The following is a 23,387-nucleotide window of genomic DNA, read 5'->3' on the forward strand; positions in this document are numbered from 1 at the left end:
ATTATTTTGCTTCGCTGTATAGACGAGCCACTTCGTCCCAGTTCACAACATTCCAGAACGCTGAAATGTAATCAGGACGGCGGTTTTGATAGTTAAGGTAGTATGCATGCTCCCAAACGTCAAGACCTAAGATAGGCGTTTTGCCTTCAGAAAGCGGAGAATCTTGGTTTGGCGTGCTTGTGATCTCAAGTTTGCCGTTGTTCACAACAAGCCATGCCCAGCCAGAACCGAAGCGTCCAGCTGCTGCAGCTGCGAATTGCTCTTTGAATTTGTCAAAGCTTCCAAATACACTGTTGATCTCATCAGCAAGCGCGCCAGTCGGCTCGCCTCCGCCGTTTGGAGATAAAAGCGTCCAGAATAATTTGTGGTTCGCGTGTCCGCCGCCGTTGTTGCGGACTGCAGTGCGGATGTTTTCAGGAACAGAATTAAGATCTGCAACAAGCTCTTCAACTGATTTGTTTGCAAGAGCAGTGTTTCCTTCAACCGCTTTGTTTAAATTTGTAACGTATGTGTTGTGGTGTTTCGTATGGTGAATAGTCATAGTTTCCTTGTCGATATGCGGTTCTAAAGCATCATACGCATAGGGTAATTCTGGAAGTTCGTAAGCCATGATAATTCCTCCTTAATATATATATGTACTGAAATGCCGCTTCACAGCGAGCCTTTCTTCATTCAATGTAACAAAAGAATGCTTGGTAATCAATGAAAATGCTCACATTTTGGCTCATTTCAGCGGACATATTTCACTTTAACCGATAATCCGCCCTATTAAACCTGCCGCCCACAATTCTTATAGGACCGTCCATAAAAAATATCCGATCATCAAAAGCTGTATGATGCCCTTTGCAATAACCCCTGTTAAAAAGCCAATGAGTGAGCCGAGACCGATTTTAAACGCTGACTTTAAGTCCTTTTGATGGACGATAAGTTCTGCACAAACCGCCCCGATAAACGGCCCTAATATGATCCCCGCAACTGGAATGACGAAAGGCCCGATTAATAAACCGATCGTGCTTCCCCATATGGCGGCTTTGCTTCCGCCGAATCTTTTTACTCCAAGCAGATTAGACACGTAATCTGCGGCGAATAATACTGCGGCAAAAACAGCTTCAATGAGCCAGAACATATAAGAATACGGACCGAACGAAAACAAAAATCCATACAATACAAAGCCAGCAACGATAAATACTACACTTGGAATAACGGGATACACCAGCCCAATAAAGGCGATGATAAATACCGCCGCAATCACCAGCCAATACAACAAATCCATGACATCCATCCTCCCTTTTTACATCCATCTTCTTCATGTCTTCCTTGTATTCACACGCAGGCAACGATACAATAAGCAACATATATTAGTATAGCTAGGAAGTGAAGATAGTGAATGTATTTCAGCTTTTCATCAAAAGTACATACTCTCCCCGTGATATTGCAAAAACAAGATTTCAAGGAATCGGAAAAGCGATTCTTTATGTATTTTTGCTCTCTGTCCTTTTTGCAATTCCAACCGCTTATTATGTAAGCTCAGGGACCGTAAAATCAATGAACGGCTTTAAAACCGTTTTAAACAAAGATTTCCCTGATTTCACAATTTCAAACGGCAAACTTCAAACGGATGAGAAAAAAGCCACGGAATCACAGGCAAATGGTTTCGTTATCGTGTTTGATCCGACAGACGCCTACGGCACCGAACAAATTGAAGCAAAGCAAAACGCGATCGGTATCCTTCAGAACAAATTTGTTTTGGCCTTTGACGGACAAGCCCAAGAAATGCCTTACTCAATGATGCCGTCAGAGTTAAAGAAAAAAGATGTCATTGCAGGTTTAAATCAAAATAAAACGATGATCGTAACTGTTCTTTCGGCTCTCATTTTTCTCGTAACAGCCGCAGGAAAATTTATTGAAGTATCATTTTTAGCGCTAATCGGGGTAATCATTAAGAATTCACAGAAAAAACATCTGTCCTACCATCAGCTCTGGAAGCTTTCAGCTTATTCCATCACCCTTTCGACTGTATTCTTTACGATTATGCGAGCGTTAGAAGTGACAGTTCCAAGTGAATTTTTGCTGAACTGGTTTGTCAACTTTGTCATCCTGTTTCTTGTTTTAAAAGAGATTCCTTCCAAAAAAGTAATTAATAAAAATTAGAAAAATTATATTTATTTTAACCCTTTAAGTAGAGAGTGTAAAAGACCATTCCCATTACACTTTCTTACTTGAAGGGGGATTTAATAAAAAGTATAGAATTTTTAAACGGATACATTTATACAAATAGTTGTTCAATCGCTCAAGAATAAGAACTAGTTTCAATCAATGAGCGATAAAAGCAGAGGTAGTGAAGGTGTAATATGAAAGAATCTGCCCTTCTGAATAGCATTTTGATATATGTTTTTGAATAAAATAAGAGTAACGTTTTATTTATAGTAACGAATAGATTAGTTAAATAGCACAATCGCTTCGGACAAATATTTTACAATTAAATATGTAATAGTAAAGTTAAATTAAACACAATAACGAAAAACTAAAGATTCTTGTTTATTATTCATTCACTAAATAGAAGGATAAGATAATTTAAATTTAAAAAGCTAGATGCCACAGGCACCTAGCTTTTTAAATTTAAATTACCAACAAGTTAGAACCAGCTTCCATTCTTCTTGATAATCATCAGTGTTATACTATTATCTTTTTTGTGGATTTATATATACAAATGCAGCTCCCTTAGCTTTGCCCTTATATACGGATAAACCTACTGCCCAAGGTGTTCCTGTCGGTTTTGGTAATTTACTGAAGTAAAATTTTTTGGTTGGAGTTCTACTTGAAAAATACCCTGAATATTGCGGGCCAATGTCCCCACCCTCAACTATAGATACACCAAAGTTCTTATAATTTAGTTTACCGCATTTTCCATTTGTTTCGGCATAAGCATCAATAGATGTTGCACTTTTAGTATATGTATAAGCATCTGTAATAACTCTTATTTTACAACCAGAGATACCGCTTACTGGTTGCCAACCACTACTTGCTGCCTCAGCTCTTTCTTTAGGTATCGCTACCAACGTTAACATAAGTAGCAAAATTAAAAACACAGAAAATTTCCCTTGCTTCATTTTTGGATCCTCCTTTAAACTATTACTTAATTATCTTAACAAATCCATCATTCATTGTAAATAATGGAATATAAATTTATATTATAAAAGACCCTTTTGTTCTAATTTTATACTATTTCTCTCTGAAGAACATGTTTAATCGAAGAGATCCCGTCCAAAAAAGCTCCTGTATAATCCGAGACTATATTCGCAGTCTCTTTTCTTTTGTCATGAATCTAATTGGACAAGCATACTATGGTATAAAATTTCGTATGCGGGAGGAAAAGCGATGAAGCGTCTCACTTTTGTATGCAGTTTTGTTTTTATTCTTTTTATTCTTTTTTATGATCTCAAAATTGGAACAATACCCATTCAGGACCTCCCTGTCTACGAAGCATCAGCAAAAACGGCTGCACAAGAACCAGCATATAAAACAGTGAAGGTAAAGCCGGGTGATACGGTTATGTCGATTGTCGGATCAGCAGGTTCTCCAGACGACATTGTAAAGGATTTTGAAGCACTGAATCCGAATGTGAAAGCCAACGCCATTCAAGCAGGAGCAGCGTACAAATTCCCGGTCTACCCTTAATTAACGTTAATTTCTTGTCAGTTCGGCGAAGACACTGTTACAATATAATTTGTAAAATAAATTCACATAAACCATACTAGAATTGTTATATCTAGAAGCGGCAACTACAATTAAGGAGCGATTGCAAGTGAGTGAAATCACACATCGTACAAAAACGCGTCCCGTCAAAGTGGGACCTTTAACAATAGGCGGCAACAATGAAGTTGTCATCCAAAGCATGACAACAACAAAAACACATGATGTAGAAGCAACGGTTGCAGAAATTAACCGTTTGGCTGAAGCCGGATGTCAAATCGTCCGGGTAGCATGTCCGGATGAACGGGCGGCAAACGCCATTGCAGATATTAAAAAACGCATTTCCATTCCGCTCGTTGTTGACATACATTTCGATTATAAACTTGCGTTAAAAGCCATTGAAGGCGGCGCAGATAAAATCCGAATCAACCCCGGCAACATCGGCCGCCGCGAAAAAGTCGAAGCGGTCGTTCAAGCGGCGAAAGAAAAAGGGATTCCGATCAGAATCGGAGTAAACGCCGGTTCACTTGAAAAACGGATTTTAGAAAAATACGGTTATCCGACTGCCGACGGAATGGTAGAAAGCGCACTTCATCACATTAAAATTCTTGAAGATCTCGATTTTCACGATATTATTGTCAGCATGAAGGCATCTGACGTGAACCTCGCAATCGAGGCTTATGAAAAAGCGGCGAAAGCATTTGACTACCCGCTGCACCTCGGGATCACCGAGTCAGGAACACTGTTTGCCGGCACGGTAAAGAGCGCAGCAGGACTCGGCGCGATTTTAAGCAAGGGCATCGGGAACACAATGCGCATTTCATTAAGCGCAGATCCTGTGGAAGAGGTAAAAGTAGCAAGAGAGCTTCTGAAATCTTTCGGTTTAGCCTCCAATGCTGCCACGCTCATCTCATGTCCGACTTGCGGCCGTATTGAGATTGATCTAATCAGCATTGCCAATGAAGTGGAAGAATATATTTCTAAAATTAAAGCGCCGATTAAAGTCGCTGTTCTCGGCTGTGCCGTAAACGGACCTGGTGAAGCGAGAGAAGCTGATATCGGCATCGCCGGAGCTCGCGGCGAAGGGCTGTTATTCCGGAAAGGGAAAATTGTCCGTAAGGTTCCAGAGGAAACAATGGTAGAAGAACTCAAGAAAGAAATCGACATTCTTGCTGAAGAACACTATGCAAAGCTTGAAGCTGAAAAAGCAAAATTAAAAGAAGAGACACAAAAAGCTTGACGGGAACCCGTCAAGCTTTTTTGTGTTAGAAGAAAGGAATAATAAATATTCCAAGCACTAATGAGACGACACCGATACCCATCGCCCAAGCTCCAAGGCCTTGGGCACCTCTTCTTCTTGCGATATAGCCGACAATAATACCGGCAGCTCCCAATAAAACAGGCAGTACAAACAATGAAATAATGGACAAGGCTAAAGCAATATACCCTATTCCCCGTCCTTCATTGACATTGCCGCCGCTGCGGTCATTGTCTCGGTCATTGCTGCGGTCAGCAGCACGGTAAGGCTCTGCGATTTCAGCAGCCGTTTCCTCAAAAAAACCATCATTGTCGCGGGTAATATTTGTTCCTTCAGAACCATGATCAACATAGTAGCCGTTGTTATCACGTTTTTCGTAATCGTTTGCCACCTTCAATTCCCCCTTCTGTTTTTATTAAAGGAGCTTTTATAGTTTGATCTATTTCGCCTGATTCATGTTTGCTAAACTTTTCTGTTAATGTCAATTGTTTATGTTACACTTGAAGGGATGAAACTGAAGGAGTGTGGGCATGTTACGCTTAGGAATAGATATTGACGGCACAATCACGGCTCAGGATACATTCGTCCCTTATTTGAACCGCTCGTTTAATCTTTCCATTTCATTAAACGATATGACGGATTATGATTTAACAAAGCTGTTAAACATTACGCAGGAAGAATTTTGGGATTGGATGAATCAAAATGAAGCGATCATATATAAGGAAGCATTGCTTGCACAGCATGCAAAACAGTCACTTGACCTCCTCAAAGAGGAGCACAAGCTTATTTATATTACAGCAAGACGGACTCATTTAACTGATATTACCTATGAATGGTTTGACAGACAAAACATTCACTACGACCACATCGAACTCGTTGGCGGTCATCATAAAGTTGAGGCAGTCAAAAATCATAACATCGACTTGTTTTTTGAGGATCATCACGGAAACGCGATGATGATCGCGAAAGAAGCCGGTATACCGGTAATTTTATTCAATTCCCCTTATAATCAGCTTCCGATTGATTCAAACATCATCAGAGTAAACAACTGGCTAGAAGCCGTTCAATGGATGAATAAAAACAAACATCACTTCATACGTGTCAATAACTGAAAAAGGAGCCAAACTGGGCTCCTTTTCTCATATATATGCAATTAAGCAGTCGTGTTTTCTTGATTTTCCACTGTACAATTAGGGCATGTGCCGTAAATCTCAAATTTATGCCCGCTGACCTGATAGCCATCCAAATCATCACAAAGCTTGTCCATCGGACATGATTCAATTTCCTTGGTTTTACCGCAAGCAAGACAAATAAAGTGATGATGATGATGGGTAAATGAACACTTAAATCGGAAGAGTTTTTCACCGGACAGCTCGGTTGTTTCCAAAATACCAAGTTCTTCATATAAAGAAAGGTTTCTGTAGATTGTATCAAAGCTTAAGCCGGGATAATCATCATTTAATGCAGACAGTACGTTTTTAGCGGTAAGATATCTGTCTGAATCAGCAAAAAGCTGCAGCATATCCTCCCGTTTGTTTGTATATTTATATCCATTTTCTTTCAGTAGGTTCAGCGCTTCTTGTACGTTCATGAAGGTTCCCCCTTTTCGCTTTGCTTAAGAACGTATCACATGTATGAAAAAGAAAATGGCAGCTGTCTGACCAGCAAGCCATTTTCTCTACTGCAGATAAAATTATACCCATAAAATGAATAAAAGTAAATGAAAGCCTAGTGGATTGCGTTTTTGAATTTCCCGCCTCTCGTTTCATGAGTATTCATAATTGTTATGAATGCATTTTGATCGACTTCAAACACGATCGATTTTAGCTTAGTCACTTCCAGCCTTGTGACAACCGCGTAAATCACGTCCTTTTCTTCGTCCGTATATCCGCCTTTCCCCTTCAGCTTGGTTGTTCCGCGACCGAGACGGTGCAAAATCGCGTCGGAAATCTCATCATACTGATCAGACACTATAATGACAGCTTTTGTTTCATCAAGCCCCTGAATTACGGCATCAATTGTTTTCATCGCAATATAATAAGTCATGAAAGAGTACATTGCTTGCTCAGGACCGAACACAAAAACAGCCCAAATGAAAATGAATACATTGATGAACATAACGAACTCACCTACTGAAAACGGCAACTTTTTCGTCAGCAAAATACCGAGAATTTCTGTACCATCCATTGAACCTCCGTTTCGAATAACGAGCCCGACTCCAAAGCCGAGTAAAAGACCTCCGAACACAGTGGCCAAGATAGGCTGAGTTGTAATGGCTTCTACATGGTGAAGCGAGGATTCAATAACGGCAAGCCCAACAATCCCAATCATCGTAGAGACAAGGAAGGTCTTACCGATATATTTATATCCGAAGATCATAAAAGGAATGTTTAACACGACAACGAATAAAGCGAAATTCAGAATTGGGGTTGACTTAAAGAGGTGGTCTAAAATTAGTGATACACCGATGATCCCGCCATCAATAAAATCGTTGGGGATTAAAAATAATTCGATACTTACAGCCGCACATGCAGCTCCTGCCAGAATCATGAAGACCCTGAAAATAAAGTGGGAAAATGTTTCTCTCTTATGTTGTTTTGTTGGGGTCATAAAATCTCCTTTCCTGCAATAACTATTTTTAAATACATTATAAATCTATTTTACCATTAAACACTGACACATTTTACTGTTTTGCCCATACATTAAGTCTGGAGGTGGAATGGTCGATGATTTTATTTCAAAGAATTATTTTGCAGCGGCTTAATCAGGCTACTGCTGACGATTTGCTGAAGTACTCAAAACAATACGGAATCAGTTTAACAAGACCGCAGGCCATTGAAGTAGCAAACCTGTTATACGGGAAAAATGTGAACATTTTTAATGAGAGTGAACGAACGCGGCTGCTGAAACAAGTAGAGGCAATTACATCAAAAGAAACAGCCCAAACTGTTGATGAACTATTCAAACAATTTACAACCTAAAAAATGGGGGAGCTATCCCCCATTTTTTATTGCTGTAAAATCTTTTCGAGCAATGTGTCATCAAATTGTTTTTCTTTCAGCATTTCAATCTCGAAACGGTATGGCGGTTTTTTATTCTTTTTATCTTCACCGACATACGGCGTTTCAAGAATTTTTGGAATGTCTTTTAACTGCTCATGGTGAACAACATATTGCAGGGCGTCAAATCCGATTTCACCAAAGCCAATGTTTTCATGGCGGTCTTTTCTTGCACCTTTGACATTTTTGCTGTCATTGATATGAAGCACTTTAATACGGTCAATACCGACGATTTTATCGAACTCATTCAGCACTCCGTCAAAGTCTTCGACAATCTGATATCCGGCATCATGTGTATGGCACGTGTCAAAGCATACTGACAAATGCTCATTATGCGTAACGCCATCGATAATCTGTGCAAGCTCTTCAAAGCTTCTGCCGCATTCTGATCCTTTTCCTGCCATAGTTTCTAATGCAATCTGGACATTTTGATTCGGATCAATCACTTCATTTAAGCCTTCAATAATTTTTTTGATGCCTGCTTCAGCTCCCGCTCCTACGTGAGCGCCCGGGTGAAGGACAATTTGCTTCGCTCCGATGGCCGCTGTCCGCTCAATTTCAGAACGAAGAAAATCGACACCAAGCTCAAAAGTCGACGGATTTGTCGTGTTGCCAATATTAATAATATAAGGCGCGTGTACGATAATCTCGTCAATGCCGTTTTCTTGCATGTGTGCCCGGCCAGCTTCTATATTTAAGTCTTCAATTTTCTTTCGGCGCGTATTTTGTGGTGCGCCTGTATAGATCATAAACGTGTTCGCTCCATAAGAGACTGCTTCCTGGCTTGCAGCAAGAAGCATATGTTTTCCGCTCATAGAGACGTGTGAGCCTATTCTCAACAACAGGTTCCCCTACTTTCTTTTTTTAGATTGGTTTCTTCTCTGTTTTTTCTTGATTTTCTCCATCTCGTAGCTCATTTTCTTTTTATATCCAGGCTTTACCTTTTTCGGCTTTTTCACAAGACGATGCGCAATTTCATCCGCTTCGTTCGGCGTTTTTTTGCGTTTTTTGCGGCGCTGGCGGTCATCGCCTTTTTTCCACTCGCCCTTTTCAAGCTCTAAGTAATCAAATTCGATGCCCATTTTCTCAAGTCTGGCTAATGAATCCTCATCAGAAAGCTCGAAAATGGTCATCGCTTGTCCTGATGAGCCAGCGCGAGCCGTTCTGCCCACACGGTGAATATAGAAATCGAGATCATCCGGCAGCTCATAGTTGATAACATGACTGACACCTTTAATATCAATGCCTCTTGCGGCAAGGTCCGTTGCAATGACATAAGTGAATTCTAAATCATTGATCTGCTTCATGACTTTTTTCCGTTCACGAGGCGTTAATCCGCCGTGTAGCAGCCCGATTTTCATACCTTTTCCAGTTAAATATTGAGCGATATGGTCAGCAGTGTTTTTCGTATTGGCAAACACAATGCCCAAGTATGGATTCAGATGAGACATGATGTCAAAAAGGAGCTTGTCCTTGTCACGATGTTTCGAGGGAATGAGAATATGCTCGATTTTCGCAGCAGTCACCTGTTTTGGCTCCACGTGGGCGTATTTCGGATTTTCCATATATTTTTTCAAAAATGGTTTCAGCTTTTCCGGAATCGTCGCTGAGAACACAAGCATCTGCAGATCCTCAGGCATGCGAGAACCAATGTAATCTACATCTGCAATAAATCCCATGTCCAGCATTAAATCCGCTTCATCAATGACGAGAGATTCCGCTTTATGAACACTTAACGCCTGTTCTTTGATTAAATCGGCAATCCGTCCGGGCGTACCGACAACAAGATGCGGCTGTGTCTTCAGTTTATCAATCGATTTTTGTTTATCTGTGCCTCCGATAAAACATTTCGAGCGAATCTGGCTGCCTTCCTCACCCTGTGTGATTTTAAGCGCTTCCTGATGAATCTGGTTGGCAAGCTCTCTAGTCGGAGCCGTAATGACAACCTGAACGACATCCTTGGCAGGATCGATTTTGTTTAATAAAGGCAGTAAATAAGCATGCGTCTTTCCAGTTCCCGTCTGTGACTGGCCGATGACGCTTTCTTTTTTTAACACTGCAGGAATCAGCCTTTTCTGAATATCAGTCGGTTCGTAAAAACCAAGGCGGTGTACTGCATCTATAATAAATGGTTTCAATTCATAAAGTTCAAATTTCGTTTCTTTCATTTTTCCCAGCTCCTTAAAGCGGCACATTATGTGTCCATCATCACATTATACCCGATTTTGCATAAAAACACCACGTTTGCAAGGCGTTTGTTTTATTCAGTTATGTAAAGCAAATACCGCAGCCCATGCATATTCTAATAGCAGAGAGAGCTGAAAGGAGGTACAAGTATGTTTTCACCGCAGCAGCCGATGAGAAATTATCCGCAGGCCGGACCGCCCCGCCCCATGCCAAATCAGCAAATGATGGGCAGAAGACCGCCTAATATGCGAAGGCCTTCATTTGGACCGCAGCAGCAAGGTTTTCAGCAATCCGGACAATTTCTTCCTCAGGCAAATGCCGGGGCGAGAAATGGTGCGGGCGGAGGCCTAAAAGGAATGCTGTCAAGGTTCTTACCCGGCGGAGGAGGCGCTGGCGGCGCCGGAGCTCCAGGAGCAGGCGCAGCAGCGAGCGGGGGAGCAGGTCTGCAAAGCATTCAAAATATCGCCAATCCTGCATCTTTATCCAGTATGCTTGGGAATGTGCAAAAAGTGCTCGGCATGGCTCAGCAAGTCACCCCCATGATCCAGCAGTACGGCCCATTAGTCCGCAATCTGCCGGCAATGATGAAACTGTACAGCCAATTAAGTAAAAGTGATGATACAGAGAGCAATGAGGAAAATGAAAATCAAACAGATTCACAAGAAACCTCAGAAACAGAGAACGAGGCTGAAACCAAAAGCTCAGATGGGAACAAAAAATCACAACCAAAAAGTTCTTCTCTATCCAAGAAATCAAAAACATCTGACAGTAAAGAACAAAAATCAAAAACATCTGCCCCGAAGAAAAATGAAGCTGCCTCTCCTTCTCCGAAAAGAACATCAGGCAGTTCAAAGCCGAGATTATATATTTAACATTCTTTGATATCTGAAGTGAGATTGGCTATAATGAGATCAGAAGAATGCAAGAATAGAGCCGTTTGATTACGGCTTTTTATATTGCCTTTACTCACTTCAGTATTGGAGGACAACCGAAAATGGACGTAATTAAAATTTCGCCGCGCGGCTATTGCTATGGCGTTGTTGATGCTATGGTCATTGCCAAAAACGCGTCACTAGATAAAAGCTTGCCAAGACCCATCTATATACTCGGGATGATTGTTCATAATAAACACGTCACTGATGCGTTTGAAGAGGAAGGAATCTTTACTTTGGACGGTGCTAACCGTCTGGACATCCTGAAGCAGGTTGAAAAAGGAACTGTTATTTTCACTGCGCATGGTGTTTCTCCCGAAGTCAGAAAAATCGCTGAGGAAAAAGGATTAGTCGCAATTGATGCTACATGTCCGGATGTGACGAAAACCCACAATTTAATTCTAGAGATGAAAGAAAAAGGTTATCACGTGATCTATGTCGGCAAAAAAGGGCATCCAGAGCCTGAAGGAGCCGTTGGCGTAGCGCCTGAGATCGTTCACTTAGTTGAAACAGAAGAAGATGTGAAAAACCTTGATATCCAAGCAGAGAAATTAATCGTGACCAATCAGACAACGATGTCTCAATGGGATGTTCACGACATCATGGAGCTTGTCAAAGAGAAATATCCTCATGTCGAATATCATCAAGAGATTTGCCTCGCTACTCAAGTACGGCAAGAAGCTGTATCAGAACAAGCGAAAAAAGCGGACTTAACAATCGTTGTCGGCGACCCGAAAAGCAACAATTCAAATAGGCTCGCTCAAGTGTCAGAGGAAATAGCCGGCACAAAAGCATACCGAATCGGAGACCTAAGCGAATTAAAACTCGAATGGCTGAAAGGCGTTAATACCGTTGCAGTTACTGCGGGGGCTTCAACACCAACGCCGATCACAAAAGAAGTCATTCGCTTTTTGGAGCAGTATGAGCATGAAGATCCATCAACTTGGACAACGGAACACAATGTACCGCTCAAAAAAATACTTCCGAAAGTAAAAGCAAAAAACTGAGGCTGTATAAGCCTCAGTTTTTTTATAGAAATGCAAATGGATTTGTATCTGTTTCAGAAACAAAGATAGTTACGTCCAGCTTTTTATCATTGCACATTGACGTCAATTTTCTCGTGACGCCTTCTTTCATGATTTTTTCCGCGTAATGTCCCGGATCAACAACATTCAGGCCTAGCATCATCGCATCATGAGCCACATGGAAGTATAAATCTCCTGTGACGTAAACATCGGCGCCCTTTCGTTTCGCATGATGAATATACTTGTTTCCATCTCCGCCTAGAACAGCTACCTTCTTCACCATGCTGTCAGCTTCACCCACCATTCTGACGCCATTCACTTCAAGTTTGTCTTTTACAAATAAAGCGAATTCCTTGAGCGTCATCTCATTTTTAAGTGTTCCGACACGGCCGAGCCCTTTTTCGGCAGGAGACTGTTCGACAGGATAGATGTCGTAAGCGACTTCTTCATATGGATGGCTTTTTATCATTGCATGTATAACACCTTTTTCGATGCTTTTAGGAAACACAGTCTCTAGCCTAACTTCATGAACAAGCTCAAGCTCTCCCACTTCACCGATAAAAGGCTTGGCGCCATCCAATGGCTTAAAGCTGCCGATTCCTTCAGATGAAAATGCGCAATGGCTGTATTCGCCGATATGGCCGGCTCCCGCATTTCCAAGCGCTGTTCTGACCTGCTCTTCATATTCCTTCGGCACGTATACGGCCAGCTTTTTCAGAGGATCAGTATAAGTAGGCACCAACACCTCTGTTTCACTCAGCTCTAATGCTTCAGCAAGCAAGTCATTGACGCCGCCGTCTGCAATGTCTAAATTTGTGTGAGCTGCATAAACAGCGATATCATGCTTCAAACACTTTTCAATTAACCTTCCGGCAGGCTGATCTGTTGAAATATGCTTTAGCGGCCTGAAAATAGGAGGATGGTGTGCAATAATCAAATCAACCTCTTTTTCAATCGCTTCATCGATAACACTCTCCAACACATCAAGTGTAACCATCACATTTTTAATCGGTTTGTTTAAGGTGCCGATTTGCAGGCCGATTTTATCGCCTTCGACCGCATAGGCTTTCGGGGAAAATTGTTCAAACAGCTGGATGATCTGCTGCCCATTTACGCTTTTAGCCATGATCGATAACCTCCTTTAGCAGCTCTATTCGATCCGCGAGCTCCTTTAATTTCTGTTTATTTTGCTCTGTACTTGCAGCTCGGCTGATCTGTTCATAAATGTTTTGCGTGTGCTGAAGCTCTTGTGTCCATTTTTTCAAAAAGACAGCACTCTTTTCTTTTGCCAAGAAAGGGCCGACGAGCATACCAGCTGATAATGAAATACCGGCATAAGCCGCATCTCTGTCTCCCGCTTCGGCGACAAGCACCTCATAGCACTTTCCGTCTTCTTCAAGGATCACTTCATCTGTCAGCGCATATCCTTCTTTATAAAGCCACTCCCTGATATGAACAGCATGAATATTCGGCTGTAAAATAAGCCGTTCTTTCCCGGTTAATTTGTCTTTACCCGCTTCTAAAATGTGAGCGATCAAAGATCCGCCCATTCCGGCAATCGTAATGGCATCGGCTTCACCTTTTTTAATGACTTCCAGGCCGTCTCCCTGCCTTACAGAAATGTGCGCGCTTAAGCCTGATTTTTCTACCTGCCGCTTGGCAGACAAAAACGGGCCGTCTGTTATTTCTCCCGCAATTGCCCCGCTGGCTTTATGATTCAGCACCGCATAACAAGGAAGGTAAGCGTGGTCAGACCCGATATCGGCCATCACCGCTCCATTCGGTATGTATTCCGCTACTGTTTGCAATCGTTTAGATAATTTTAATTCGTTCACTTGTCATCACAACTTTTCTCCATCATTTTTTCCTTTACTATCATATAAAAAATCAGCCCGGAATCCAAGCTGAGCGAATGATTTTCAGTTTATTTCTTTTGATGTGTGTCTACATACGCAGACAAAAATAAAAGGCTGTCGAGAACATCTCGGCGGCCTGAGAACGAATAAGGAGAAAGATAGATTTGTTATTTAATTTTTGACACCCACTCTGCCATATCATCTAGCTTATCAGCCGGAACAAGACCGGAAGGCATTCCATTGCCACCTTTTTCGATCTTTGTTTTAATCTCACCGACATCTTTCTTATCCCCTACACCTTTTAAGCTCGGACCTGAAACACCTTCATAATTTTCACCGTGGCACGCGATACAGTTTGCCTTGTAAATATCCTCCGGTGAAGCGTTTGCATCTTCCTTTTCAGCAGATTTGCTTTCTCCGCCGCTTGCAATCTCCCGAGAGTCATCAAGCCCCTTTACTGATAAAAAGAAAGTTAGACCAATTCCTAAAACAGCGATCAATAAAAATGGAATAAGCGGGTTCCATTTCATTTCCCTTCCCCCTTTTTGATCCTTCCCCTATGTAAACACTTCTAATTCTAACTTAATTTTACAAAAAGTAAATGGATTGCTATACAAAAGTTTTTTATTCACACTTTATACAAAATTGAATAGAAACATGCCTATTTCTCTGATATCCTTTTTATTCTATTGTATAATGTATTGTATACGCTTACAATAGAAAATATGGAATCATATTTGAAATTTTTCGTCACAATGTCCATTTGCAAATGACATCATTTTTCAGTAAAATAAAGGCATATTATCCATATATCTTTTTGAAAAAAGAAGAACGGATCTGCAAGACCCGTTCCATCTTATTCGAGAAAATCTTTCAAACGTTTACTTCTGCTAGGATGTCTTAGTTTCCGCAACGCTTTGGCTTCGATTTGTCGAATACGCTCTCTCGTTACTCCAAATACCTTGCCGACCTCTTCTAATGTTCTTGTACGGCCATCATCAAGACCGAATCGAAGACGCAATACATTTTCTTCACGATCAGTTAACGTATCAAGTACATCTTCCAGCTGCTCTTTCAATAGCTCATATGCGGCGTGGTCTGAAGGTGAAGTTGCTTCCTGGTCTTCAATGAAATCACCAAGATGCGAATCATCCTCTTCACCGATCGGTGTTTCCAGCGATACCGGCTCTTGTGCAATCTTTAAGATTTCGCGTACTTTTTCAGGTGTTAAATCCATATCTTCCGCAATTTCTTCAGGTGTTGGTTCTCTGCCTAAATCTTGCAGTAATTGACGCTGCACACGGATTAATTTATTAATGGTTTCAACCATATGAACGGGAATCCGGATCGTTCTCGCCTGATCGGCAATGGCGCGAGTAATTGCCTGTCTGATCCACCACGTAGCATACGTACTGAATTTATAACCTTTGCGGTAATCAAATTTTTCAACGGCTTTCATCAGACCCATGTTACCTTCCTGGATCAGGTCAAGGAACAGCATTCCGCGCCCGACATACCGTTTTGCGATACTGACAACAAGCCGCAGGTTCGCTTCAGCCAATCTGCGTTTAGATTCTTCGTCACCCTCCTCAATCTTTTGAGCGTAGGCGATTTCTTCTTTTGCAGAAAGAAGGTTAACCCGGCCGATTTCCTTTAGATACATACGAACTGGGTCATTGATTTTGACGCCAGGCGGTACACTTAGGTCATTAAGGTCAAATTCTTCTTCGGCTTTGGCAAGCTGCTGAATATTAGGATCTTCTGTTTCTTCATTCTCACTAATTAATTCAACACCTTGTTCACCTAAAAATTCATAATACTCATCCATTTGGTCTGATTCAATTTCAAAGCTGGACATACGCTCGGCAATTTCTTCATATGTCAAAACGCCACGTTTTTTACCAGACTCTGTTAATTGCTCTTTTACTTGGTCGAATGTTAATTCTGTCTCGTGGGTTTGTTTATCAGCCATTATGGATCCCTCCTTCCAAAGCTTGCAACGAATTCTATAAGCGGTATGATTCTTATTCGGTCCATTCAGGCGTTTTCTATGTGAACTGCCTTTAACAATGTGCGAATAATGAAATGACAATTCATGATGAGGTTAAGCGATCTATTTGCTCCTCCGCAAGGAATCATTGCCAATAAATGCTTCTCACCGGTTTTCCAGTTATTTTAAAGATCGGTTCAATGTAACGATTTCTTGAGCCAGAGAAGCAGCTCTCAAAAAATCTTTTTGCCTTTCGGCTTCGGCTCTTTCCGCCTCTTTTTCTTTTATCATTGACCAATTTCTTTGATTCAACACTTTTTTTACATAATCTGATAACTCGGCTTCGCTGAGCTCTTGATTAATCTGAAGCATTAATATATCAGACAAGAGCTGGCTAATTTGATCATCCGTCACCCTGGCCATCAGATGCTGAGGCGTCAGCTCGGCACCTTCTTCATAAAAAGCGAAAAGATAGGCGGCTAATGCGCGGTGCTCATCAATATTAAATTGAAAGCCTACCCGGTCAATCACTTTTTTGATAACGCTCCGATCTCGAAGCATGTGGGCGAGTAACAGCCTTTCTGCATTTTCATACGCCGGGCGCAGACGTTTTTGCCTTGCTTTTGTCGTCAGATGCGCTCGCCGCGTTTTCGTTTCACCGCCACTGTCAGCAGGTTTGTTTTGCTTGCTGAAAACAGACAGCTGCTCGGTTAAAGACTCCTGTGACAGCGAAAACTCTGAAGCAAGCTGTTTTACATAGACTTCCTGCTCAAGAGACCCTGAAAGCGTGCTGATTTCTTTCAGTACGTCTTTAATGTAAGCTAAGCGGTCGCCTTCATCAGACAGGTTCTTTCCCTTTCGGAAATATTGCATTTTGAACGCCATTACGGTGACACTGGCGTCGATAATGTCGTTTTTAAATTTTTCCCCGCCGAACTTTTTGATGTAATCGTCAGGGTCCAACCCGTCAGGAATCATTGCAACTCTGACTTTGCAGCCTTTATTTTGCAGAAGATCTGAAGCTTTTAAAGTGGCTTCATAACCGGCTTTATCAGAGTCATAGCAAAGAATGATTTCTTCGACATTTCTTCTCAGGATCTTGACATGATCATCTGTCAGAGACGTTCCCATCGTGGCTATGCTTTCTTTCACACCCGAGCTTACGGCCGATATGACATCGGCAAATCCTTCAAATAAGACTGCTCTTTCCTGCTTTCTGATATGAAGGCGGGCCTTATAAAAATTGTAAAGCAGTTTACTTTTATGAAAGAGCGGTGTTTCAGGACTGTTCATATACTTAGGCTGCTGGCTGCCAAGAGCCCTGCCAGAGAAAGCAACAACAGACCCGTGGTGATCATGGATCGGAAACATGACGCGGTTTCTGAAACGGTCAAAATATCCGCTCCCGTCTTCGCGTCTGATCAGGAGACCCGCTTTTTCCATTTGCGCCTCACTAAAGCCTCTCTTTACGAGAAATTTCGTGATGAAGTCCCAAGAATCAAGAGCATAGCCGATCTGAAATTCATCTATCAGCTCTTTCGTAAAGCCCCTTGAAAGCAGATAATCCAGCGCCTCTTGACCTTCTTTTGTATTTATTAACAAATGATGGTAAAATTTCTTTAGGAGCTCATGAGCCTCAGCCATTTTTTGTTCTCCAGAAGATTCTGGCCGGGCTCCGGAATGGACTGTTATATTATCTGGAAAATCAATTTGGTATTTGTCAGCAAGGTGAGAAACCGACTCGGCAAATGAATAGCCTTCCATCTGCCTTAAAAAAGAGAAAACATTGCCGCCCGCTCCGCAGCCAAAGCAATGAAAAATCTGTTTGTCGGGCGATACGGAAAACGAAGGTGTGCTTTCTCCATGAAAAGGACAGAGTCCAAAGTAGTTTCGGCCTTGCTTCTTTAATTGAACATAATCACCTATGACTTCAACGATATCTGCCGACTTTTGTACCTGATCCACAATTTCATCTGGTATCCGATTTCCCATCTTATAACACTCCGTCGTACATTATTCGATGCTTTAGTGCAAAATCCCTTCATCGTTCGACAGGATTTTTTGCAGCAGTGTAATAAATCGTTCTCGATCTTCTTTATTCAATTTTTTAGGCCCTTTGGCGTATATGCCTTTTCTCCTTTGTTTGCCGGAAAAATGACGGCTCTCAAGAGCAAAATCAATCGTGCCCTCTTTGTAAAGACGCCCTCTTTCCGACATGACGGAGACATTTCTGTTCAACAGCAGGGATGCTAATCCGATGTCCTGCGTCACAACAATATCTCCCGGTTTTACGTGATTTGCGATATATAAATCAGCAGCTTCTTTATGAGGATCAACATACTTCCATTTTTCTTCATTGCTTCTCGAAAGCTGATAATGTTCAAATGAAGCGACAAAAAGAACTTGAACTTCATACTTGGATGCTGTTTGTAAAATTTCATCTTTTACCGGACAAGCATCTGCATCGACAAAAATCGTCTTTTCTTGTTCATTAAGAAGAGTAATTCTCCATCCCTCCATTAAACTCCTGCATAAAAGCAAGCAAAATCGCACATCCTTTAACATTGCGGACGTATATGAATTTGTCGAAAAATTTCCGGGAGAAATTCTTGACATCTTACCCATAATAGTTTATTCGTATCACACGAACCTTAAACCTAAAATTAATCATTTTATCACAATTTTTTATTATAATACAAACTTCACAAAGATGCTATTATTTTTCATTATTCCCTTTTGGCATAGCCAAAAACCCAGGATAGAGCGTCCTGAGTTACATGTTTTTTGTTTTGAGATGATGGATAATATTTGCTGTTTCTTCAACCGCTTTATTTGAAACATCAACAACCTGGCATCCGATCCGGTCCACAATCTTTTCGAAATATTCCAGTTCCTCTTTGATTCTGTTGATATTTGCATAGATCGCTTTGTCATTAAGCCCAAGTGATTTTAACCGTTCTTTTCTGATATGATTCAGTTTATCCGGGCTAATCTTTAAGCCTATGCATTTTTTCGGATCAACGTTAAAGAGTTCTTCCGGCGGGTCAACCTCGGGAACAATCGGAACATTGGCAACCTTCAGGCGCTTGTGGGCGAGATATTGAGACAGCGGTGTTTTAGACGTTCTGGATACCCCGATCAAAACGATATCAGCTTTTAAAATCCCTCTTGGATCACGTCCATCATCGTATTTTACTGCAAACTCGATAGCCTCCACTTTTTTGAAATAGTCTTCATCAAGCTGGCGCACCCGCCCTGGTTCGTATTTCGCTGTTAAACCGTAGGCTGTTTCCATTTTATCAATTAACGGGCCGATAATATCATAATATAAAACATTTGCTTTATCCGCTTCGGCAATCAAATATTCTCTGATTTCCGGCACCACTAGTGTGAAACAAATAATGCCGCCGTCTGCCTTTGCAAGTGAAATCACTTCATTGATAGTGCCTATATCTTCAACATAAGGAATTCTTCTGACATGTGTATCGTCCGCTGAACCGTTAAATTGGCTGAGCGCTGCTTTTACTACCAATTCAGCCGTTTCACCGACGGAATCCGATACAACATAGATGATGCGGTTATTCATATTATCCCCCCGTTAGTTTGCGATCTTATAGGATTTCATTTTCAGATAAACTGACAAGTATTTTTGTCATATTTGTTTTTGTCACTCTGCCGATGACTTCAAAGCCTTTGTCGGTATCTTTGATGACAGGCAGTGCATCAATTTGTTTTTCTATCAAGTGCTTTGCAATGTCCATCACATAATCCTCGCGTCTGCACACCGTAATATTCGGCATCCTTGTCATGATGATGTGAACAGGGACAGATGTAAGCTCCTGCTGGCCTATGCTCGCTCTCAGCAAGTCTTTTCGTGAAAGCACCCCGACTAAAACAGCATCGCGGTCCACCACAAACAGAGTACCTACATCTTCTAAAAACATGGTGCAAATCGCATCGTAAACAGAAACATTTTCGTGAATCACGACGGGGATAGATTGAAAGTCTTTCACTTGAAGCTTTTTGAGTTTATCTGCCAAAAGCTGGGTACCGGTTTTCCCAGTGTAGAAATAACCGACTCTCGGGCGCGCCTCAAGGAATCCTGACATGGTGAGTATGGCTAAATCCGGACGCAATGTTGCCCTGGTTAGGTTCAGCTTTTCTGCAATATGCTCCCCTGTAATCGGCCCGTTTTCTTTTACAATCTGCAAAATATGTTCTTGCCGTTTATTTAGTTCGATCGTACTCACCACCTTTTCACTTCATATCTATGTAAAGAATAATAATCCATATTATATCGTAAATATCTTGTAATCAAACAAAAAAACTCATAAATGGGGAAAAGACGATTACCGATCACACAGCAACCGCCTTTTCTCTCTTTATTTTACAATAAGGGCATTCATATTCGCAAAGGACTTGATCTCATCCGCCAAGCTTACCATTTGCGCCAAACGGTTTGCCTTTAATGTCTCATTATCTGCTATAACCATTGTATGATCGAAGTAAGCATCGATCGGTTCTTTTAAGGCTGCAAGTGAAGCAAGCGCCGCCTCATAATCTTTTTTGCTGAAGTTTTCCTGCAGGTTTTGCTTCGCTGTTTGGTAGGCATCAAACAGTTTTGCCTCGTATTCATTTTCAAACAGATCAGGCTGAATGTCTCCGTGGACTCCTTTTTTGCTGATAGAGATCACTCGGCCTAAAGCCTCAGCTGTTTCCTTAAAGCCCGGTGCACCAAGCTTTTGTTCCAGCACTTGTGCTTTATGCAGCGCTGAGTATGGCTCAAGCTCAGAGCTTTCCAGCACGGCGTCGATGACATCGTGTCGAATCTGTTCCGCATTCAAAACAAATTTCAGGCGCTGAGTGAAGAAATCCATCAGTTCATTTTCTTTTTCGGTTTGTACGAAAGAAAGCAGCTCTTCAAACGAAATTCCCCAGTTGCGGTCCAGAAGAATCGCAACAATACCGCTTGCTTGGCGACGCAGCCCGTAAGGATCCTGAGAACCGGTCGGAATAACGCCGATAGAGAAGAATGAAACGATTGTGTCTAGCTTATCCGCCATTGCTACAACAGCTCCGGTGAAAGTAGAAGGCGTTTCTCCGCCTGCTGATCTAGGCATATAGTGTTCGTTGACTGCCGCAGCCACAGCTTCATCTTCGCCAAGCATTCTCGCATACTTTTCACCCATAATTCCTTGGAGCTCAGGGAATTCGTATATCATGTGCGTGACAAGATCAAATTTAGAAATTTCAGCAGCTCGCTTCACATGTTTTAATGTATCTTCATTGGCCTGAAGACGAACGGCAAGCTTTTCTGCGATTGAAGTGACTCTTCTAACCTTATCTGCCAGAGAACCAAGCTCTTCATGAAAAACAATGTTTTCAAGCTTCTTCACGTTTGCATCAATATTTAGTTTCTGATCTTCCTTGTAGAAGAATGAAGCATCAGATAAACGCGCGCGCAGCACTTTTTCATTGCCTCTGGCCACATTTTCGATCGCGTGGCTGTTCCCGTTTCTGACTGTGATAAAGTGAGGCAGCAATTCTCCGTTCTTGTCTTTGACAGGGAAGTAGCGCTGATGCTCTTTCATTGTCGTGACAAGCACTTCCTCAGGAATTGACAGAAACTCAGATTCAAATGAACCATAAAGAGCTGTTGGGTATTCTACTAAATGATTCACTTCATCAAGAAGATCTTCGTCAACTGGAATGCTCCAATTGTTTTCTGCAGCCATCGCTTCCAGCTGAGATTGAATCATTTGTTTTCGGACGTTAGGATCAGCAATAACGTGCTGTTCTTTCAGCTGCTCTTCATAAGCTGAAGGTGATTCAATTGACACTTCATGTCCAAGGAAACGGTGTCCCTGCGTTGTCCGTCCAGACTCAACGTTTGTGATCGAAAATGGAATGACATCCTGTCCAAATAAAGCGGCAATCCATTTGATTGGCCGTATATAACGCAAATCCTCATTTCCCCAGCGCATGTTTTTTGGGAAATGCAAGCTAGTAACTAAACCGCTCAGTTCCGGCAGAAGCGATTTCGTTTCTTGGCCGGCTTGGAATTTTTGCACGAATACATACTCTGTGCCTTTTACTTCTTTGATGTACAGGTCTTTTACGTCTGCGCCTTGGCCCTTTGAAAAGCCGATTGCCGCTTTTGTCCAGTTGCCGTCTGCATCAAGGGCAATTTTTTTCGCAGGCCCTTTCGCCTCTTCTTTTATATCATCCTGCTTTTCTGCTACATCCTTTACGAAGACAGCAAGGCGTCTCGGTGTATTGAAAAGCTTCACTTCACCGTGTGTGATATTTTTTTCTTTAAGCCAGCCTGTCAGCTTCTCACCAAGCTGAATCATGCTATCATTTAAAAAGCGCGCCGGCATTTCCTCTAAACCGATCTCTAAAAGTAAATCCTGTTTACTCATGAGAAGAACCCTCCCCTTTAAGCATTGGGAACCCTAGTTTTTCTCGTTCCTCATAATAGGTTTTTGCTACTTTTCTCGCTAAATTTCGCACTCTTGCGATATAGCCTGTCCGCTCGGTAACAGAGATCGCACCTTTGGCGTCAAGCAGGTTGAAGGTGTGCGAGCATTTCAGCACATAGTCATATGCAGGATGAACAAGTCCGTTATCCATTTGCTTAATCGCTTCTTTTTCATACGTGCTGAACAACTGGAACAGCATATCGACATCTGACGTTTCAAACGTGTAAACGGAATGCTCGTATTCCGCCATCATGAATAAATCTTTTACTGTAAACCCTGACGTCCATTCCAAGTCGAAAACATTTTCTTTATCCTGGATATAAGACGCGAGACGCTCAATTCCGTACGTAATCTCTACAGAAACCGGTTTACACTCTAGTCCTCCGACCTGCTGGAAATACGTAAATTGTGTGATTTCCATTCCGTCAAGCCATACTTCCCAGCCAAGACCTGCGCAGCCTAAAGACGGATTTTCCCAGTTGTCTTCAACAAAGCGAATATCGTGCTCAAGCGGATCAATTCCAAGCGCGCGCAAGGAATCTAAATACAGCTCTTGAATGTTATCAGGAGACGGTTTAATAATGACCTGAAACTGATGATGCTGATACAGTCTGTTCGGGTTCTCCCCGTATCGTCCGTCGGCAGGGCGTCTGGAAGGCTCTACATAAGCCACTTTCCACGGCTCAGGGCCGATACTGCGCAAAAATGTATACGGGCTCATCGTGCCGGCCCCTTTTTCTACATCGTAAGCCTGCATAAGCACACAGCCCTGACTGGACCAATGCTTTTGCAATGTTAGAATCATGTCTTGAATATTCATTTCAAGCACCTCCACTTTTCCTTCATAAAATGACTGCGGCAGCAACCAAAAAACTCCCGTCTCTATGCTTGCCAGCCGCAAACAT

Annotated in this window: 25 protein-coding genes and 1 other annotated feature (1 of these 26 only partly in view); of the genes, 7 read left to right on the forward strand and 18 right to left on the reverse strand. The window is 41.9% G+C overall.

The window, feature by feature from the left end:
* Position 1: 1 nt before the first annotated feature.
* Positions 2-610 (reverse strand): superoxide dismutase SodA, encoded by a 609-nt coding sequence (gene sodA / locus GYO_RS34775; protein ID WP_014114427.1) that lies wholly within the window; start codon positions 608-610, stop codon positions 2-4.
* Positions 611-790: 180 nt separating this feature from the next.
* A complete protein-coding gene (locus tag GYO_RS34780) occupies positions 791-1,273 on the reverse strand; it encodes a DUF456 domain-containing protein (RefSeq protein ID WP_003226254.1) in 483 nt (160 codons plus the stop codon).
* 110 nt (positions 1,274-1,383) lie between these two features.
* Here GYO_RS34780 and GYO_RS34785 point away from each other — a divergent pair, with 110 nt between their 5' ends.
* Positions 1,384-2,151, forward strand: a complete 768-nt coding sequence (locus GYO_RS34785; protein WP_014114428.1) for a DUF1189 domain-containing protein — start codon at positions 1,384-1,386, stop codon at positions 2,149-2,151.
* A 530-nt stretch (positions 2,152-2,681) separates the two neighbouring features.
* Here the strand turns inward: GYO_RS34785 and yqgA are convergent.
* Positions 2,682-3,110, reverse strand: coding sequence for a cell wall-binding protein YqgA (gene yqgA / locus GYO_RS34790; protein ID WP_041521006.1), 429 nt, complete (start codon positions 3,108-3,110; stop codon positions 2,682-2,684).
* A gap of 268 nt (positions 3,111-3,378) precedes the next feature.
* Here yqgA and yqfZ point away from each other — a divergent pair, with 268 nt between their 5' ends.
* The gene (yqfZ, locus tag GYO_RS34795) at positions 3,379-3,678 is read left to right on the forward strand and encodes a protein YqfZ (protein WP_014114429.1); all 300 of its coding nucleotides are present in this window, start codon (positions 3,379-3,381) and stop codon (positions 3,676-3,678) included.
* A gap of 121 nt (positions 3,679-3,799) precedes the next feature.
* Positions 3,800-4,933, forward strand: coding sequence for a flavodoxin-dependent (E)-4-hydroxy-3-methylbut-2-enyl-diphosphate synthase (gene ispG, locus GYO_RS34800; protein WP_072181759.1), 1,134 nt, complete (start codon positions 3,800-3,802; stop codon positions 4,931-4,933).
* Between the two features lie 25 nt (positions 4,934-4,958).
* Here the strand turns inward: ispG and GYO_RS34805 are convergent, their stop codons facing one another.
* Positions 4,959-5,348, reverse strand: a complete 390-nt coding sequence (locus GYO_RS34805; RefSeq protein ID WP_072181758.1) for a DUF308 domain-containing protein — start codon at positions 5,346-5,348, stop codon at positions 4,959-4,961.
* Between the two features lie 133 nt (positions 5,349-5,481).
* Between GYO_RS34805 and GYO_RS34810 the strand changes: the two genes are divergently transcribed.
* Positions 5,482-6,063, forward strand: a complete 582-nt coding sequence (locus tag GYO_RS34810) for a nucleotidase (protein WP_014114432.1) — start codon at positions 5,482-5,484, stop codon at positions 6,061-6,063.
* A 41-nt stretch (positions 6,064-6,104) separates the two neighbouring features.
* Here the strand turns inward: GYO_RS34810 and zur are convergent, their stop codons facing one another.
* Positions 6,105-6,542 carry a zinc uptake transcriptional repressor Zur gene (gene zur, locus GYO_RS34815; protein WP_014114433.1) on the reverse strand — a complete coding sequence of 146 codons (438 nt, stop codon included), beginning with the start codon at positions 6,540-6,542 and terminating at the stop codon, positions 6,105-6,107.
* 137 nt (positions 6,543-6,679) lie between these two features.
* The gene (locus GYO_RS34820) at positions 6,680-7,561 is read right to left on the reverse strand and encodes a YitT family protein (protein ID WP_014114434.1); all 882 of its coding nucleotides are present in this window, start codon (positions 7,559-7,561) and stop codon (positions 6,680-6,682) included.
* Positions 7,562-7,677: 116 nt separating this feature from the next.
* Between GYO_RS34820 and GYO_RS34825 the strand changes: the two genes are divergently transcribed.
* Entirely contained in the window at positions 7,678-7,932 is a 255-nt protein-coding gene (locus tag GYO_RS34825) for a DUF2624 domain-containing protein (protein WP_014114435.1), read from the forward strand.
* A gap of 26 nt (positions 7,933-7,958) precedes the next feature.
* Here the strand turns inward: GYO_RS34825 and GYO_RS34830 are convergent, their stop codons facing one another.
* Positions 7,959-8,852, reverse strand: coding sequence for a deoxyribonuclease IV (locus tag GYO_RS34830; RefSeq protein WP_032727307.1), 894 nt, complete (start codon positions 8,850-8,852; stop codon positions 7,959-7,961).
* 9 nt (positions 8,853-8,861) lie between these two features.
* Entirely contained in the window at positions 8,862-10,178 is a 1,317-nt protein-coding gene (cshB, locus tag GYO_RS34835) for a DEAD-box ATP-dependent RNA helicase CshB (RefSeq protein ID WP_014114437.1), read from the reverse strand.
* Between the two features lie 168 nt (positions 10,179-10,346).
* Here cshB and vrrA point away from each other — a divergent pair, with 168 nt between their 5' ends.
* Both vrrA and GYO_RS34845 read left to right on the forward strand, forming a co-directional pair.
* Positions 10,347-11,069, forward strand: a complete 723-nt coding sequence (gene vrrA, locus GYO_RS34840) for a VrrA/YqfQ family protein (RefSeq protein WP_014114438.1) — start codon at positions 10,347-10,349, stop codon at positions 11,067-11,069.
* A gap of 122 nt (positions 11,070-11,191) precedes the next feature.
* On the forward strand, positions 11,192-12,136 hold the full coding sequence (locus GYO_RS34845; protein ID WP_014114439.1) for a 4-hydroxy-3-methylbut-2-enyl diphosphate reductase: 945 nt from the start codon (positions 11,192-11,194) through the stop codon (positions 12,134-12,136).
* A 22-nt stretch (positions 12,137-12,158) separates the two neighbouring features.
* Here the strand turns inward: GYO_RS34845 and GYO_RS34850 are convergent, their stop codons facing one another.
* From GYO_RS34850 to glyQ, 10 genes are all read right to left on the reverse strand, one after another.
* Positions 12,159-13,280 carry a Nif3-like dinuclear metal center hexameric protein gene (locus tag GYO_RS34850; RefSeq protein ID WP_014114440.1) on the reverse strand — a complete coding sequence of 374 codons (1,122 nt, stop codon included), beginning with the start codon at positions 13,278-13,280 and terminating at the stop codon, positions 12,159-12,161.
* Positions 13,273-13,923, reverse strand: a complete 651-nt coding sequence (gene trmK, locus GYO_RS34855) for a tRNA (adenine(22)-N(1))-methyltransferase TrmK (protein ID WP_014114441.1) — start codon at positions 13,921-13,923, stop codon at positions 13,273-13,275. Before trmK ends, GYO_RS34850 begins: the two co-directional genes overlap by 8 nt.
* A gap of 254 nt (positions 13,924-14,177) precedes the next feature.
* Positions 14,178-14,540, reverse strand: coding sequence for a cytochrome c550 (cccA, locus tag GYO_RS34860; RefSeq protein ID WP_014114442.1), 363 nt, complete (start codon positions 14,538-14,540; stop codon positions 14,178-14,180).
* Between the two features lie 326 nt (positions 14,541-14,866).
* Positions 14,867-15,982, reverse strand: a complete 1,116-nt coding sequence (rpoD, locus tag GYO_RS34865) for an RNA polymerase sigma factor RpoD (RefSeq protein ID WP_003226225.1) — start codon at positions 15,980-15,982, stop codon at positions 14,867-14,869.
* A gap of 198 nt (positions 15,983-16,180) precedes the next feature.
* Positions 16,181-17,992 carry a DNA primase gene (gene dnaG / locus GYO_RS34870; protein WP_014114444.1) on the reverse strand — a complete coding sequence of 604 codons (1,812 nt, stop codon included), beginning with the start codon at positions 17,990-17,992 and terminating at the stop codon, positions 16,181-16,183.
* Positions 17,993-18,025: 33 nt separating this feature from the next.
* Positions 18,026-18,520, reverse strand: a complete 495-nt coding sequence (locus GYO_RS34875) for a YaiI/YqxD family protein (RefSeq protein WP_014114445.1) — start codon at positions 18,518-18,520, stop codon at positions 18,026-18,028.
* Between the two features lie 253 nt (positions 18,521-18,773).
* Positions 18,774-19,586, reverse strand: coding sequence for a pyruvate, water dikinase regulatory protein (locus GYO_RS34880; RefSeq protein WP_003226219.1), 813 nt, complete (start codon positions 19,584-19,586; stop codon positions 18,774-18,776).
* Between the two features lie 25 nt (positions 19,587-19,611).
* Positions 19,612-20,250, reverse strand: a complete 639-nt coding sequence (ccpN, locus tag GYO_RS34885; protein WP_003237058.1) for a transcriptional regulator CcpN — start codon at positions 20,248-20,250, stop codon at positions 19,612-19,614.
* 132 nt (positions 20,251-20,382) lie between these two features.
* Complete coding sequence (glyS, locus tag GYO_RS34890; protein WP_014114446.1) at positions 20,383-22,422, reverse strand: glycine--tRNA ligase subunit beta; 2,040 nt, start codon at positions 22,420-22,422, stop codon at positions 20,383-20,385.
* On the reverse strand, positions 22,415-23,302 hold the full coding sequence (gene glyQ / locus GYO_RS34895; protein ID WP_003226213.1) for a glycine--tRNA ligase subunit alpha: 888 nt from the start codon (positions 23,300-23,302) through the stop codon (positions 22,415-22,417). The genes glyS and glyQ overlap by 8 nt, the downstream gene beginning before the upstream one ends.
* 82 nt (positions 23,303-23,384) lie before the next feature.
* Positions 23,385-23,387 (reverse strand) — a binding site (T-box leader); it runs 173 nt beyond the window's last position.

Origin of the sequence: Bacillus spizizenii TU-B-10, from assembly GCF_000227465.1 — a bacterium.
Classification (GTDB): domain Bacteria; phylum Bacillota; class Bacilli; order Bacillales; family Bacillaceae; genus Bacillus; species Bacillus spizizenii.